This window comes from Pseudomonas artemisiae (assembly GCF_057128685.1).
Map to the genome: position 1 here is coordinate 41,969 of NZ_JBSKHS010000015.1, position 14,408 is coordinate 56,376.

Sequence of the window (14,408 nt, forward strand, 5' to 3'; positions counted from 1 at the left end):
CGAGCGCAGCTCGCGAAGATGCGTTGCCCGCCATTAGGCAGCGGGAGCGGCGGTAGGGGCGGGAACGGTGCGAGGCTCGCGAATGATCTCGATACCGCTTTGCACCAGCATGAAACGATCATCACCCAAGTAGCTTACCCGGTCACCGATCGCCAGCTTGTAGGTCAGCGGTGAGCCTTCTGCCAAGGTGCCGTCGGGTGACAGGCCTGTTTCTTGAAACGCGTGAACTGGGTACACGCGCCCTTCGGCGTCCCGAGCATGAAACTGGGCCACCATTTGAACTGCCATGGTTGAATCCTCCGAGCGGTGCGGCGCAAGTATCTGCAAGCATAGACCCAGCTTTGCAGAAGGAGTTTTACACAGGGTAAAAATTTACCAGCCAAGCCTGGGGTAGAGGGGGTGCGCTGGTCGCGTCATTGCACCTTGAAGGTGCAATGACCGGGTATTTTCGCTATCCTTCGCCCCCTTTCGGAGCCCCACGAAGGCTTGTGAAAGCTGGCTGCCTTACCCGGCGGCACCCCTTCCCCAGACCCTACGGGAAACTCCCCTTCTCTCGTTTGCAGCAGTATGGTCTCTTACATGAAAGTGCTTAAAGGCCAGGATATCCTGGCGCTTGGTTTTATGACATTCGCCCTCTTCGTGGGCGCTGGCAACATCATCTTCCCACCAATCGTCGGTTTGCAGGCCGGCCCGGACGTATGGCTGGCCGCGCTGGGCTTTTTGGTAACCGCCGTTGGCCTGCCTGTGTTAACAGTAGTTGCCCTGGCCAAGGTGGGCGGTAGTATTGATGCCCTTAGCAGCCCGCTAGGGCGTGTGGCGGGTGTATTGCTGGCGGTGGTGTGCTACCTGGCGGTGGGCCCGCTGTTCGCGACCCCACGCACCGCCACGGTGTCCTTCACCGTAGGGGTTGCGCCACTGACCGGCGACGGGCCGTTGCCGCTGTTTATCTACAGCCTGGTGTATTTCATCGTGGTGGCCATAGTGTCGCTGTACCCTGGCAAGCTCCTTGATACCGTAGGGCGTTTCCTGGCACCGCTGAAGATACTCGCCTTGGCAGCGCTGGGTGTGGCGGCATTCATGCTGCCTGCCGGCCCTGTCGGGCAAGCCACTGCCGAGTACCACGCGGCGCCCTTTTCGCTGGGGTTCATCAATGGCTACCTGACCATGGATACCCTGGGCGCGCTGGTGTTCGGGATCGTGATCGTCAATGCCATACGCTCGCGGGGCATTGAATCCCCGCAGCTGGTTACCCGTTACGCGGTGATTGCAGGCTTGATCGCAGGCGTTGGCCTGGTGCTGGTGTACATCAGCCTGTTTCGCCTTGGCGCGGGTAGCCACGCCATCGCCGCGGGCGCCAATAACGGTGCGCAGGTACTGCATGCTTATGTGCAACACACCTTCGGCGACCTGGGCAGCATGTTCCTTGCCGTGCTGATTTCCCTGGCCTGCCTGGTGACCGCGGTGGGGCTTACCTGTGCCTGCGCGGAGTACTTTAGCAGCCTGTTGCCAGTGTCCTACCGAACGCTGGTGCTGGTGCTGGCAGGCTTTTCCCTGCTGGTATCCAACCTGGGCCTGACGCGGTTGATCCAGGTGTCGATCCCTATTCTTACCGCGATCTACCCACCCTGCATCGTTCTGGTGGCGCTGAGTTTCGTACAGAACCTCTGGCGCTCGCCGGTCAGGGTGGTCGCGCCTGTGGCCTTAGTGGCGCTGTTGTTCGGCTGCATCGATGCTTTCAAGGCCACACCCTGGGCCGCGCACCTGCCTGCCGCCCTGGCTGACTTGCCGCTCAGTCGTCAGAACCTGGCCTGGCTGATCCCAGCGGTAGCCACCTTGGTGGTTGCCATGGCCTGTGACCGCCTGCTAATGCGCCGGGTGTCGCATTCTCAGGTCTAGCGCTTGGTAACAATAAAAGGCCCTGTCTCATTACAGGGCCTTTTTTAATGCCTGAGGCAGCGTTTTAAGACACTTTGATCACTACCTTGCCAAAGGGGCCCCTGGCCAGGTGTTCATACGCTTGGCGTGCTTGCTCGAAAGGGTACACATGGTCGATCACCGGGCGAATCTTGTGCTCATTCAAAAAGGCGTTCATACGGTCGAATGAAGAACGTGGGGCAACGGCGATGCCGCGGATCGTGGTTTGCCGGAAAATCATTGGCATCAGGTTGACCGCAGACGTTTGCCCGGTCAAAAAGCCGATCTGGGCGATCCGGCCGCCGACCTTCGTAGCCGCGATAGATTGGTTGATGCCATCCCCACCTGCCACATCCAGTAGAAGATCCACGCCTTTGCCTTCAGTAAGCTTGAGTACTGCCTCGGCCCAGGCTGGCGTAGTGCGATAGTTCACGCCGGCAACGGCCCCCAGCTTTTTCAACGCCTCCAGGTTAGCGTCCTGGCTGGAGGTCGCGATCACTTTGGCGCCCATCGCGGTCGCAATTTGTGCCGCGAAAACAGAAACGCCCCCTGAGCCCTGTACCAGTACGGTCTGGCCAGCGCTGACCTGGCCAAAATCCACCAGCGCATACCAGGCGGTCAGCGCGGCGATAGGCAGTGTGGAGGCCTGTTCGTCGGACATGGTGTCAGGCGCAGCCACTGCGCTGTCTTCGTGGATGATCATGTACTCGGCAAGGCCACCGGGCAGCGGCGAGCCAAAGCAATAGTCGGGTTCGTCCGGCCCAGGCATGCCATCGAGCCAGCGTGAGTACAGGTGCGAGTTAACGCGGTCGCCCACCGTGAAGCGGCTAACGCCTTCGCCCACGGCTACCACGGTACCTGCCGCATCGCTGACCGGGATCAGCGGCTTGGGCACGGTATGGGGCTCGTAGATACCGTCAACGATTGCCTTGTCACGGAAATTAAGCGATACCGCGCCTACCTTGACCAGCAGTTCCCCTGCCTTGGGCACCGGTGTTTCGGCTTCGCCTTGTATCAGGTTGTTCAAACCAAAATCGTTCAGTAGCCATGCTTTCATCATTACTCTCCGCACATAGGCAATGCGGGCCATAACCCGCTTCAAGTGGCGGCCATTGTTGAGGATTTTCGGTAGAAGATAAATGCGCTCAAACCCACAGCATTGTTATGCTGCAAGGCAACAATCAACCAGGCGATGCAAAAGGCGATACCTGTGGAACTGCTTCAAGCGATGCAGGTGTTCGCCAGGCTGGCCGAGCTTGGCAGTTTTACAAAGGTTGCGCAGGCGCTACAGATTGGCCGCCCGCACGTGACCCGCACTATCCAGGAATTGGAAGCCTCGCTTGGCGTTCGCCTGTTTCAGCGCACCACCCGCAACGTCAAACTCACCGCGGAGGGGGAAAGGTTCTATGAACGGGTCAAGGAAATTCTAGCCACCGTAGCGGCAGCCACTTCCATGTTCGACCCAAGCGGCGCCCGTTTACGGGGTCGGCTGCGTGTTGATATACCCACTGCGTTTTCCCAGCCTGGTTTTATCGCGAGCCTCAAAAAATTTACCGAGGCCTTTCCAGATATCGAGTTATCCCTTGGGGTGACTGACCGCAGAGTGGACCTGGTAGGCGAGGGTGTGGACTGTGTATTACGAATAGGCCAGCTACCGGATTCGAGTATGGTGGTCAGGGAAATCGGCACTGCAACCATGGTAACCTGCGCGTCTGAAAGCTACCTTCAAGCATACGGCGTGCCGAACACGCTAGAGGCGTTGGCAGAGCATCGATGCGTGAGTTTCTTGTCTGGACAAACCAACCGGCCGTTGCCATGGCACTTCACGGTACAAGGGGAAGAGTGCCCTCATATACCCTGCGGCGGCATCGCCGTGAATGAATCCAACGCCTACGTTCAATGCGGGGTCGCGGGCTTTGGCATCGTTCAGGCGCCCGGTATCACCGTCGAAAGATTATTAGCCAATGGCGACTTGGTTGAAGTGCTTGAGGCGTTTCGCCCAAAGCCTGGTTTAGTGTCAGTGCTGTATCCCAGCCGCAGTCATCTCGCGCCCCAGGTAGAGGCCTTCGTGGATTGGCTGAAGATGCACTTTCCGATACTGCACCCAACTTGGTTCAACAAGCGTTGAGTACGTTCAGTGAGGGGGAATTGAAAGAGGAAGTACTTCTAAGTAAAGCCCGGCCGTCGCGTGAGCGTGACAAGCCGGGTTACAGGGCGTAGCGCGATGGGGTTAAGCCGCAAGGGGCTGAGCCGCGCGCAGAGGCGCCTTACTGCTTGGGCGTAGCGGTAGCAGGAGCAGTGCCATTGGCCGGGGTGCTTTCCTGGGCCGCTTTTTGCTGAGCATCAGCAGCGTCCTGGTTAGCCTTGGCGTTTTCCTTGGCAGCGTCGTTCATCTGGTCTTGAGCTTTGTCCATGTGCTCTTGAGCGTTTTCTTTATGGTCCTTGGCGTCTTGAGCCTTGTCAGAAGCGTTGTCGCAGGCAGCCAGGCCAAGGGTGGCGGCCAACATCAAGGCATAAGCGAAAGTCTTTTGCATGGGGTGTTTCTCCTTATGGATTGTGATCACGTGGCTTCGAGCGCAGCGGACTCTGTTAAGTTCCTCCTATCACTACGCGGACCTGCAACAGCCTCCCTAGACTTGAAATCCCTTCTCCCGCCCCCATCTGCTGCACATCCCGCCCTTAGCCGGGCAGACGCGCCGCCACGCGGCTTGTGCCATCAACATTGGAGTTTGAAGACGATGAGTGTGGAAACTCAAAAGGAAACCCTGGGCTTCCAGACCGAGGTGAAACAGCTGTTGCACCTCATGATTCATTCCCTGTATTCCAACAAGGAAATCTTCCTGCGGGAGTTGATCTCCAACGCATCGGACGCCGTCGACAAGCTTCGCTTCGAAGCCCTGGCACGCCCGGAGCTGCTGGAGGGGGGCGCCGAGCTCAAGATCCGCGTGAGCTTCGACAAAGACGCCAATACCGTGACCATCGAAGACAACGGCATCGGCATGAGCCGCGAAGAGGTGATCGCGCACTTGGGCACCATTGCCAAGTCCGGTACCGCGGACTTCATGAAGAACCTTACCGGCGACCAGAAAAAAGACTCGCACTTGATTGGCCAGTTCGGCGTGGGCTTCTACTCAGCCTTTATCGTCGCCGATCAGGTAGAAGTGTTCAGCCGCCGTGCTGGCGCGCCCGCCAGCGAAGGCGTGCGGTGGTCTTCCCGTGGCGAAGGCGAGTTCGAAGTCGCCACCGTAGAGAAGGCCGAGCGGGGTACCCGCATCGTATTGCACCTCAAGGCCGAGGAAAACGAGTTCGCCGATGGCTGGCGCCTGCGCAATGTGATCAAGAAGTACTCCGACCACATCGCGTTGCCGATCGAGCTACCCAAGGAGCAGGCCGCCGCTGAAGGCGAAGAAGCGCCTGAGCCGGGCTGGGAAACGGTTAACCGTGCCAGCGCCCTGTGGACCCGCCCTCGTACCGACATCAAGGACGAGGAATATCAGGAGTTCTACAAGCATATCTCCCACGACTTCGAGAACCCACTGAGCTGGAGCCATAATAAGGTCGAAGGCAAGCTGGAGTACAATTCGCTGCTGTACGTGCCTGCCCGCGCACCGTTCGACCTGTACCATCGCGAAGCGCCTCGCGGCCTGAAGCTGTACGTGCAGCGCGTGTTCATCATGGATCAGGCCGAGTCCTTCCTGCCGCTGTATTTGCGCTTCATCAAAGGCGTGGTGGATTCCAACGACCTGTCCTTGAACGTGTCCCGGGAGATCCTGCAGAAGGACCCGATCATCGATTCGATGAAATCGGCCCTGACCAAGCGTGTGCTGGACATGCTGGAAAAACTCGCCAAGAACGAGCCTGAACAGTACAAAGCGTTCTGGAAGAACTTCGGCCAGGTTCTTAAGGAAGGCCCTGCCGAGGACTTTGCCAACAAAGAGAAAATTGCCGGCCTGCTGCGCTTCTCTTCCACCCATGACGACAGTGGCGAGCAAAGTGTATCACTGGCTGACTACTTGGCGCGTGCCAAGGAAGGGCAGGACAAGCTGTACTACCTCACTGGCGACAGCTATGCCCAGGTCAAGAACAGCCCGCACTTGGAAGTCTTCCGTAAGAAAGGCATCGAGGTACTGCTGCTGACCGACCGCATCGATGAATGGCTGATGAGCTACTTGAGCGAGTTCGATGGCAAGGCCTTCGTCGACGTTGCCCGTGGCGACCTGGACCTGGGCAAGCTGGACAGCGAAGAAGACAAGCAGGCCCAGGAAGCGATTGCCAAGGATAAAGAAGGCTTGGTAGAGCGCCTGAAAGCCGCCTTGGGCGACAGCGTCAGCGAAGTCCGTGTGTCCCACCGCTTGACCGACTCGCCAGCGATCTTGGCCATCGGCGAACACGACATGGGCTTGCAGATGCGCCAGATTCTCGAAGCCAGCGGGCAAAAGGTGCCGGATACCAAGCCTATCTTCGAGTTCAACCCTGCGCACCCGCTGATCGACAAGCTCGATTATGAACCGGATGAAGACCGCTTCGGCGACTTCGCGCACATCCTGTTCGACCAGGCAGCGTTGTCTGCGGGGGATACGCTCAAGGACCCTGCCGCTTACGTACGACGCCTGAACAAGCTGCTGATAGAGTTGTCAGTCTAACGTTTGTAGGCGAAAGGCCCGCTTCGGCGGGCTTTTTTATTGAGTTCGGACCATCAGGAGCACGTAATGGGCACTATCACGGTTGAATCGCTGGGCTACAGCGTGAACGGCACCGAATTCGAAAGCCGCTTGGTTTTCGATGCCGATATCAAATCCCCGCGCCCTGGCTTGGTCATGGCGCCTAATTGGATGGGCGTGTCCGAAGGCGCCGAACGTATCGCCCAGGCAGTCGCGTCCCAGGGCTATGTGGTACTGGTAGTGGACCTGTACGGTAAAACCGTACGCCCCACCGACGCTGACAGTGCGCTGGCGGCCATGATGCCCTTGAAGAATGATCGCGCACTGCTGCGTACCCGTATGCAAGGCGCGCTCAAGCAATTGACCGAGCAATCCTTCGCCACCGTAGACAGCGCCAACCTGGCAAGCTTCGGCTTCTGCTTCGGCGGCTGTTGTGCCTTGGAGCTGGCCCGTGACGGCGCCCCCCTCAAGGCTGCGGTCTCTTTCCACGGCACCTTGGATACCCCTAACCCAGCCGATGCCAATAACATCAAGGGCGCGGTGCTGGTCATGCATGGCGATGCCGATCCGCTGGTGCCTAAAGAGCAGCTACCGGCCTTTGTCGAAGAAATGAACGCAGCCAAGGTAGATTGGCAGTTGATCAGCTACGGCGGTGCCTACCACTCCTTCACCGACCCGCAAGCCAACAACCCCGGCAAGCAGATGTACAACAAAACCGTCTCGGATCGCGCCTTCCAGGCCATGCACAACCTGCTCAGCGAAGTATTCAAGCCAGTGATCTAATCCTCTGAGGCAGTGCCGGGTAGCGCTATGCGCCCGGCCTCGCCCGGTACCTGTGGCCAGTCCCCGTTGGCCCAGCTCGCTCGCGCTTTCTCGATCAACTGTTGATCGGTGCTGACAAAGTTCCAGCTCATCCGCCGCGTGCCGCCGTCCAGTGGCGCACCGCCCAGCAGCACCAGCCTTGCGCCTTCGCCGCTGTTTAAGGCCATCGCTGCTCCGGGCTCAAGTACTGCCAACCTATGCGTTTGCAATGGCTCCGCGCCCAGCCGGGCCTCGCCTGAGATCAAGAAAACAGCCCTCTCTGCATGCTCGTCAGGCATCAACAGCGTGCTGTTGGGCAGCATATCCACGAGGGCGTAAAGGGTAGGGGAGAGCACGGGCGCAGGCGCTATCAAGCGAAAGCCGTGCCCGGCCAGCAGCCTGATGCTTACACCCTCGGCGTTATGGGAAGGCAACTCATCCGGCTCAAAATACTGGTAGTCCGGCTCGCCTTGCTCTTCGTCTTTAGGCATGGCCAGCCAGGCCTGTAAGCCATGCAATCGGCTACCGGTTTGTATCAGCGCCTCTGGCGTACGCTCTATATGGGCAATGGCGCTGCCTGCGGTCATCCAGCTCAGGCCCCCAGGCCGTACCCGTGCCTCTGAGCCCAAGCTGTCTTTGTGCAGCAGTTGACCTTCGAACAGGTAGGTCAGGGTCGATAACCCAATGTGGGGGTGTGGGGGAAGGTCCAGACCTTGCCCTGGCGGGTAGTCGTGGGGCAGAAGGTAATCGAAGAATACAAAGGGCCCAACACTACGGCACCGGGTAGAAGGCAAGGCGCGCAGAATGGATTGGCCACCGACCTGTTCCTCTCGCGGAGTAATCACACGTACGATTGCCATTTGGGCTCCATAGTATAGGGGAGTAGCAGCCGAGCTTGCTCGCGACCAGGTTCAATACGGTGGCACGGCCAGGCTGCTACAAGGGCAAGATATACCCTGTAGCCGACGGATATTCCAGCGCAAAAAAAAACGGCGCCTTATGCAGAGCGCCGCCTTGATACGCTGTTACTTGAAGCGTGAAGCTTACTTACCTTCCCAGCGCTTGAGCACCAGCGTGGCGTTAGTGCCGCCAAAGCCGAAGCTGTTGCTCATCACTGTGTTGAGCTGCACGTTCTCGCGGGTTTCTAGCAGGATCGGCATATCAGCCACTGCTGGGTCCAGCTCGTCGATGTTGGCCGAACCGGCCATGAAGTTGCCTTCCATCATCAGCATGCAGTAAATGGCTTCGTGCACGCCCGCGGCGCCCAGGGAGTGGCCAGACAGGCTCTTGGTAGAGCTGATGGCGGGTGCCTTGTCTTTGAATACTTCGCGTATGCCACGGATTTCCGCAACGTCGCCCACCGGCGTGGACGTGCCGTGGGTGTTTAGGTAATCGATAGGCGTATCAACGGTAGCCAGCGCCTGCTCCATGCAGCGGATAGCGCCCTCGCCGCTTGGCGCCACCATGTCGTAGCCGTCGGAGGTGGCACCGTAGCCTACGATTTCGGCGTAGATCTTGGCGCCACGGGCCAGGGCGTGTTCGAGCTCTTCGACCACCACCATGCCGCCGCCGCCAGCGATCACGAAACCATCGCGTTTGGCGTCATAGGCCCGGGAGGCTTTTTCAGGCGTTTCGTTGTACTGGGAGGAGAGCGCGCCCATGGCGTCGAAAAGGAAGGACTGAGTCCAGTGCTCTTCCTCACCGCCGCCGGCGAACACGACATCCTGCTTGCCCAGCTGGATCTGCTCCATGGCCGCGCCGATGCAATGGGCGCTGGTAGCGCACGCCGAGGCGATCGAGTAGTTCAGCCCCTTGATCTTGAAAGGGGTGGCCAGGCACGCAGAGACCGTGCTGCTCATGGTGCGCGTGACCCGATAGGGGCCAACGCGCTTTACGCCCTTCTCGCGAAGGATGTCCAGGGCTTCCATCTGGTTCAGGGTCGAGGCTCCGCCAGAGCCGGCGATAAGTCCCGTACGCGGGTTGGACACCTGATCTTCGCTCAGGCCAGAGTCGGTGATAGCCTGCTGCATCGCCAGATAGGCATAGGCGGCGGCATGACCCACGAAGCGGTACACCTTGCGGTCGATCAGCTCTTCGAGCTTGAGGTCGACAGAGCCGGATACCTGGCTGCGTAGGCCCATTTCGGCGTATTCCGGGTTGAAGCGGATGCCGGGGCGGTTTGCGCGCAGGTTGGCGGAAACGGTGTCTTTGTCATTGCCCAGGCATGAAACGATGCCTAGACCCGTGATAACGACGCGGCGCATGCGAATAACCCTTAGAAGTTGTCAGTGGACGTGAAAACGCCGACCCGGAGGCCTTCGGCGGTATAGATCTCGCGTCCGTCGACGCTGACCGAACCGTCGGCGATGGCCATGTTCAGCTTGCCTTTGAGGACGCGCTTGATATGAATGTTGTAGGTCACCTTCTTCGCGGTAGGCAATACCTGGCCGAAGAATTTGACCTCGCCTGAACCCAGTGCGCGCCCGCGCCCTGGCAGGCCTTGCCAACCGAGGAAGAAGCCGACCAGCTGCCACATGGCATCAAGGCCCAGGCAGCCGGGCATGACAGGGTCCCCTTCGAAATGGCAGGCGAAGAACCAGAGGTCTGGGTTGATGTCCAGCTCGGCGACCAACTCACCCTTGCCGAATTTGCCGCCTTCCTCGCTGATATGAGTAATGCGATCTACCATCAGCATATTCGGGGCGGGCAATTGCGCGTTACCTGGGCCGAACAGCTCGCCGCGACCGCAGCGCAGCAGGTCTTCCCGAGTAAAGGCGTGTTGTTTGGTCATGCGAGCTCCTCAATGGGTCCCTGCAGGGCAGGGGGCAAATCATCCCGGCCGGCAAAAATAGGGGCAACTTTCCCCAGGCCGGCAGCCTAGTCATAGACTATGGTGTCGTGGTTAAAGTCACAGGAATGGCCCCCTTCGGTACCTGTCCTGTTCGAATATGCGCCCGCGCCGGGCCTCAGCCCCCGCGAAGCCGCAGCACTGTACCACCGATACGTGCGGGTTTGCAGGGCGATGCATGCGTGCTTACGCCAGCCAGTGCTGTAGCAACTGTTGAAGGTCGGCACGCTTGAACGGCTTGGCCAAGTAGTCGTTCATGCCCGCTTCCAGGCAGGCCTCACGATCACCGAGCAGTGCATTGGCCGTCAACGCAATAATGGGCAGGCTGTCGCAACCGCCCAGTCGGCGAATCCGCCGGGTACTTTCATAGCCATCGACGATGGGCAAGCGGCAGTCCATCAGCACCGCGGCGAAACCCTGTTCGCGCACCCGGTCCACTGCCTGCGCACCATCACCGACCACGCTCACCTCATAGCCCAAGCTGCGTAGCATGGCCTCAATGACCGTCTGGTTGACGGGATTGTCTTCGACCAATAATACGTGGTGATTCTGACCATCGGTCGGCACGTTGGTTCGCGGTGCCGGAGTGCCTTTTACCTTGATCGCTACTGGGCTTTGGCTCAGCGCCAAGGGCATTTCCAGGGTGAACACAGAGCCTTTCCCTTCCTGGCTATGTGCACGCAAGGTGCCGCCCATGCGCTCAGCCAGGTTGCGGGCGATCGGCAGGCCCAGGCCGGTGCCACCATAGCGCCTGGAGATGGAGCTATCCGCTTGCTGGAAGGCTACGAACATGCGTTCGAGTTCGTCGGGGGCAATGCCAATGCCGGTGTCGGCCACGGTGCAGGTCAACCAGATCAGCCGGTCGTCCAGCACCTGGCAGGCAGGCTCGATACGCACCCCGCCTCGTTCCGTGAATTTAAGCGCATTGCCGATCAGGTTCACTAAAATCTGGCGGATGCGGGTAGGGTCGCCAAGCACCTCCCAGCGCTGGAAACCTTCCGGTTGCTCAAGTGCCAGGCCCAGCCCACGCTGCTGGGCGCTGTGCTGGAAGGAGTGCGCGCACTCGGCGAACAGGTCCCCCAGGCTGAAGGGAATATGCTCGAGCTCAAGCCCGGTGCGCTCGATGCGAGAGAAGTCCAGAATGTCGTTGATCACTTTGAGCAGATGCTCGGTGGACTGTGTCGCCAGCACCGCATATTCGTGCTGTTCTTCAGTGAGAGGGGTGGTTTCGAGCAACTGCAGCATGCCTAGCACGCCGTTCATGGGGGTACGCAGCTCGTGGCTCATCATCGCCAGGAACTCGGTCTTGGCGCTGTTGGCGCGCTCGGCCTCTTCACGGGTCTGGATCAACTGCTGCATTGCGTCCCGTTGCTCCCGGCTGGCCTGCTCCAGCCCTTGGGCCAGGTCGTTGATGTGCTGAGCCAGGGCGCCGAGTTCGCTGTCGTTCTCAACCGGCAACGTGGCTTTGAAATCCCCACGGCGAATGGCCTTGACCGCCGCGCCCATGTTGCGAATCGGCTGCGACAGCCCTCGTGACAAGCGCCGTGCCATCAGAAAGGTAACCGCCAGGGTAAACAAGGCCAATACGCCGGCCTTGATCAGAATTTCCTGCTGACGCTGGTTAAAGGCATCATCGGACATACCCACCACCACCCGCCCGAGGTAATCGTCTGGGTGCGTCTTGGTCTGAGCGCTGGGTTCGAGCTTGCCGCCATTACTGAAGCGCTGCAGCCGTATCGGGGCCTGGAATACCTGCGCGGGCGTGACCGAGGCGCTCCCGCCCGCCGGCTGCTCCAGGTAGATGACGATATCGTCGTCCCGGTTTTGCACTTCGAGGAAGCGCACATGGGGAATGCTAAGGGTGGCGCGCAGCAGCCCATCAAGCACCTCGGTGTTGTTGGCCAATACCCCATATTCAGCCGCTGGAGCCAGTTGGTTCGCGATCAGTTGGCCGGTGTGGGTCATTTCCTGGCGTAGGTCTTGAATCCTCACGAAGGTGAAGAAGCAAATCAGCAGCAGGGTCAGCAGCAGGGCAGGGCCCAGGCTGATGATCTGAGTGCGGGCATGGATATCTCCGCTCCATCTAAGGTTCAAGAGGCGAAGGCTCGACGCTGAGAAGGGTACGGCATACTGATCGCTGTTTAATGGCATTGATAAAGGAAGCGGGCATCTTACTCGGGATGCCCAACAATTCCAGACCTTCGGCGCACCTCTTGTCGCCCTCTGGGGCCATGGCAGGGCTGGCTCTGCAAGTATCGCTCCGTATAATGACGGTCCGCCTATTAAGGTTGAAGGGAAGTTTCTATGTCTGCACAGCAACCGATCGCGGTACTTGGCGGGGGTAGCTTTGGCACCGCGGTGGCGAACCTGCTTGGCGAGAACGGCCACCAGGTTCGGCAATGGATGCGCGACCCTGATCAGGCCGAAGCCATGCGCACCCGCCGGGAGAACCCGCGTTACCTTAAAGGCATCGCGCTGCACCCGGCCGTGGAACCGACCACCGCCCTGGCTCAGGTACTGGCCCATAGCGAGTTGTTGTTCGTGGCGCTGCCTTCAAGCGCGCTACGCTCAGTGCTGGCCCCCTACGCAAACGTGTTGGCGGGCAAGATGCTAGTCAGCCTGACCAAAGGCATCGAAGCCGACACCTTCAAGCTGATGAGCGAAATCCTTGAAGAAATTGCACCGCGGGCGCGCCTGGGCGTGCTGTCAGGCCCCAACCTGGCGCGGGAGATCGCTGAGCACGCGCTGACCGCCACGGTGGTGGCCAGCGTCGATGAAGGCCTGTGCCAGGCGGTGCAGGCCGCGCTACACGGGCGCAGGTTCCGGGTGTACGCCAGCAGCGATCGCTTTGGCGTAGAACTCGGTGGCGCGTTGAAAAACGTCTACGCCATTATTGCCGGGCTAGCCGCTGCCCTGAATATGGGCGAAAACACTCGCAGCATGCTGATTACCCGTGCCCTGGCGGAAATGACCCGCTTCGCCGTCAGTCAAGGCGCAAACCCTATGACCTTTCTGGGCCTGGCGGGGGTAGGGGACTTGATCGTGACTTGTTCCTCCCCCAAAAGCCGCAACTACCAGGTAGGCTTTGCGCTCGGCGAGGGGCTGACCCTGGATGTCGCGGTCGCGCGCCTGGGCGAGGTGGCCGAGGGGGTCAATACCCTTAAAGTACTCAAGGCCCGGGCTGACCAATTGCAGGTATACATGCCATTGGTAGCCGGGTTACATGCCATTTTGTTCGAGGGGCGTACCCTGGAGCAGGTCATCGAGCTGTTGATGCGAGGCGACCCCAAAACCGATGTGGACTTCATCCCTGCCAGTGGTTTCGATTGAGGATTGATCATGACTTCACCGCGTTATCGCCCGGAACAAGAATCCCTCGCCCTGCGCATCCTGTGGATGGCGCTTTTCCTGCTGGTATGGCAGGTCGCCCAGTTCGTGCTGGGTGCGCTGGTGCTGTTACAACTGATCCACCGCCTGGCCTATGCCACGCCCAACACCGGGCTGATGAGTTTTGGCGACAGCCTCAGCCGCTACTTGGCGCAGATTGGCCGCTTCGGCAGCTTCCATACCGAAGAAAAACCCTGGCCGTTCGCGCCTTGGCCCGAACCCCGGCCAGCCGAGGGTGAGGCAGTCATCACGCCAGTTACACCTGTGACGCCGGTTGCGCCAACGCCTCTCGAGCCGCCCCTGCCGCCCCAGGAGCCGAAGCTGTGATGGCCACCCGAACGCTGTGGGTGCTTCGCCATGGCGAGGCAGTCAATATGGCGTCTACCGATGCCAGCCGCGCGCTTACCCCCCAAGGACGTGAGCAAGTGCGGCGTAGCGCTGGCCAACTGCTTGATCAGCCGCTTAGCCTGATGCTGGTAAGCCCTTACGTACGGGCACAGCAAACCGCGCAGATCGTGCTAGCCACGTTGAGCCAGGCCGTGGAGATGCGTACCGTGCCTTGGCTGACCCCCGACAGCGACCCGGATACCGCCCTTGCAGAGCTGGACAACCTCGATGCCGAGCACCTGCTGGTGGTAAGCCACCAGCCGCTGGTGGGCGCGTTGGTAGGTTTGCTGGACCGGGGCGAGCGGTCCAGCCCCTACGCCATGGGTACCGCCAGCCTGGCGCGGCTCGAAGGCCCGGCGCCCTTGGCGGGCTTGATGACCTTACGCAGTTTGTGCCATACCCCCAGTTGA

The 14,408-nt window shown here is 59.9% G+C and carries 14 protein-coding genes; 7 read left to right on the forward strand and 7 right to left on the reverse strand.

From position 1 onward, the window contains the following. Window positions 1-33: 33 nt before the first annotated feature. Window positions 34-288 carry a hypothetical protein gene (locus ACWKV4_RS16640; RefSeq protein WP_483833216.1) on the reverse strand — a complete coding sequence of 85 codons (255 nt, stop codon included), beginning with the start codon at window positions 286-288 and terminating at the stop codon, window positions 34-36. Window positions 289-579: 291 nt separating this feature from the next. On the opposite strand from ACWKV4_RS16640, the gene brnQ reads away from it, so the two are divergent. Beyond that, window positions 580-1,896, forward strand: a complete 1,317-nt coding sequence (gene brnQ, locus ACWKV4_RS16645; RefSeq protein WP_483833215.1) for a branched-chain amino acid transport system II carrier protein — start codon at window positions 580-582, stop codon at window positions 1,894-1,896. A gap of 64 nt (window positions 1,897-1,960) precedes the next feature. Here brnQ and ACWKV4_RS16650 read toward each other — a convergent pair whose 3' ends face one another. Further along, the gene (locus ACWKV4_RS16650; protein WP_483833214.1) at window positions 1,961-2,971 is read right to left on the reverse strand and encodes a zinc-dependent alcohol dehydrogenase family protein; all 1,011 of its coding nucleotides are present in this window, start codon (window positions 2,969-2,971) and stop codon (window positions 1,961-1,963) included. Window positions 2,972-3,142: 171 nt separating this feature from the next. On the opposite strand from ACWKV4_RS16650, the gene ACWKV4_RS16655 reads away from it, so the two are divergent. Continuing rightward, entirely contained in the window at window positions 3,143-4,042 is a 900-nt protein-coding gene (locus tag ACWKV4_RS16655) for a LysR family transcriptional regulator (protein ID WP_483833260.1), read from the forward strand. A 139-nt stretch (window positions 4,043-4,181) separates the two neighbouring features. Here ACWKV4_RS16655 and ACWKV4_RS16660 read toward each other — a convergent pair whose 3' ends face one another. Next, entirely contained in the window at window positions 4,182-4,448 is a 267-nt protein-coding gene (locus tag ACWKV4_RS16660) for a hypothetical protein (protein ID WP_483833213.1), read from the reverse strand. Between the two features lie 204 nt (window positions 4,449-4,652). Between ACWKV4_RS16660 and htpG the strand changes: the two genes are divergently transcribed. Continuing rightward, entirely contained in the window at window positions 4,653-6,557 is a 1,905-nt protein-coding gene (gene htpG / locus ACWKV4_RS16665) for a molecular chaperone HtpG (protein ID WP_483833212.1), read from the forward strand. A 66-nt stretch (window positions 6,558-6,623) separates the two neighbouring features. Beyond that, complete coding sequence (locus ACWKV4_RS16670) at window positions 6,624-7,358, forward strand: dienelactone hydrolase family protein (protein ID WP_483833211.1); 735 nt, start codon at window positions 6,624-6,626, stop codon at window positions 7,356-7,358. Here ACWKV4_RS16670 and ACWKV4_RS16675 read toward each other — a convergent pair. From ACWKV4_RS16675 to ACWKV4_RS16690, 4 genes are all read right to left on the reverse strand, one after another. Then, window positions 7,355-8,236, reverse strand: a complete 882-nt coding sequence (locus tag ACWKV4_RS16675; protein WP_483833210.1) for a pirin family protein — start codon at window positions 8,234-8,236, stop codon at window positions 7,355-7,357. The two genes, ACWKV4_RS16670 and ACWKV4_RS16675, sit on opposite strands and share 4 nt — an antisense overlap. A 183-nt stretch (window positions 8,237-8,419) precedes the next feature. Continuing rightward, window positions 8,420-9,640, reverse strand: a complete 1,221-nt coding sequence (gene fabB / locus ACWKV4_RS16680; RefSeq protein ID WP_483833209.1) for a beta-ketoacyl-ACP synthase I — start codon at window positions 9,638-9,640, stop codon at window positions 8,420-8,422. 11 nt (window positions 9,641-9,651) lie between these two features. Further along, complete coding sequence (fabA, locus tag ACWKV4_RS16685) at window positions 9,652-10,167, reverse strand: 3-hydroxyacyl-[acyl-carrier-protein] dehydratase FabA (protein ID WP_483833208.1); 516 nt, start codon at window positions 10,165-10,167, stop codon at window positions 9,652-9,654. A 243-nt stretch (window positions 10,168-10,410) separates the two neighbouring features. Beyond that, on the reverse strand, window positions 10,411-12,318 hold the full coding sequence (locus ACWKV4_RS16690) for an ATP-binding protein (protein WP_483833207.1): 1,908 nt from the start codon (window positions 12,316-12,318) through the stop codon (window positions 10,411-10,413). A gap of 210 nt (window positions 12,319-12,528) precedes the next feature. On the opposite strand from ACWKV4_RS16690, the gene ACWKV4_RS16695 reads away from it, so the two are divergent. Genes ACWKV4_RS16695 through sixA form a run of 3 tightly spaced genes read left to right on the forward strand, consistent with a single transcriptional unit; the run spans window position 12,529 to window position 14,408 of the window. Beyond that, entirely contained in the window at window positions 12,529-13,554 is a 1,026-nt protein-coding gene (locus ACWKV4_RS16695) for an NAD(P)H-dependent glycerol-3-phosphate dehydrogenase (RefSeq protein WP_483833206.1), read from the forward strand. Between the two features lie 9 nt (window positions 13,555-13,563). Next, a complete protein-coding gene (locus tag ACWKV4_RS16700) occupies window positions 13,564-13,938 on the forward strand; it encodes a DUF4389 domain-containing protein (RefSeq protein ID WP_483833205.1) in 375 nt (124 codons plus the stop codon). Beyond that, the gene (sixA, locus tag ACWKV4_RS16705; protein ID WP_483833204.1) at window positions 13,938-14,408 is read left to right on the forward strand and encodes a phosphohistidine phosphatase SixA; all 471 of its coding nucleotides are present in this window, start codon (window positions 13,938-13,940) and stop codon (window positions 14,406-14,408) included. The genes ACWKV4_RS16700 and sixA overlap by 1 nt, the downstream gene beginning before the upstream one ends.

Coding starts and splice junctions, on each gene's coding strand:
- ACWKV4_RS16695 (WP_483833206.1), top strand. CDS start 12,529: ATGTCTGCACAGCAACCGATCGCGGTACTTGGCGGGGGTAGCTTTGGC.
- ACWKV4_RS16675 (WP_483833210.1), bottom strand. CDS start 8,236: ATGGCAATCGTACGTGTGATTACTCCGCGAGAGGAACAGGTCGGTGGC.
- ACWKV4_RS16700 (WP_483833205.1), top strand. CDS start 13,564: ATGACTTCACCGCGTTATCGCCCGGAACAAGAATCCCTCGCCCTGCGC.
- fabA (WP_483833208.1), bottom strand. CDS start 10,167: ATGACCAAACAACACGCCTTTACTCGGGAAGACCTGCTGCGCTGCGGT.
- sixA (WP_483833204.1), top strand. CDS start 13,938: ATGGCCACCCGAACGCTGTGGGTGCTTCGCCATGGCGAGGCAGTCAAT.
- ACWKV4_RS16650 (WP_483833214.1), bottom strand. CDS start 2,971: ATGAAAGCATGGCTACTGAACGATTTTGGTTTGAACAACCTGATACAA.
- brnQ (WP_483833215.1), top strand. CDS start 580: ATGAAAGTGCTTAAAGGCCAGGATATCCTGGCGCTTGGTTTTATGACA.
- ACWKV4_RS16660 (WP_483833213.1), bottom strand. CDS start 4,448: ATGCAAAAGACTTTCGCTTATGCCTTGATGTTGGCCGCCACCCTTGGC.
- fabB (WP_483833209.1), bottom strand. CDS start 9,640: ATGCGCCGCGTCGTTATCACGGGTCTAGGCATCGTTTCATGCCTGGGC.
- ACWKV4_RS16655 (WP_483833260.1), top strand. CDS start 3,143: ATGCAGGTGTTCGCCAGGCTGGCCGAGCTTGGCAGTTTTACAAAGGTT.
- htpG (WP_483833212.1), top strand. CDS start 4,653: ATGAGTGTGGAAACTCAAAAGGAAACCCTGGGCTTCCAGACCGAGGTG.
- ACWKV4_RS16640 (WP_483833216.1), bottom strand. CDS start 288: ATGGCAGTTCAAATGGTGGCCCAGTTTCATGCTCGGGACGCCGAAGGG.
- ACWKV4_RS16670 (WP_483833211.1), top strand. CDS start 6,624: ATGGGCACTATCACGGTTGAATCGCTGGGCTACAGCGTGAACGGCACC.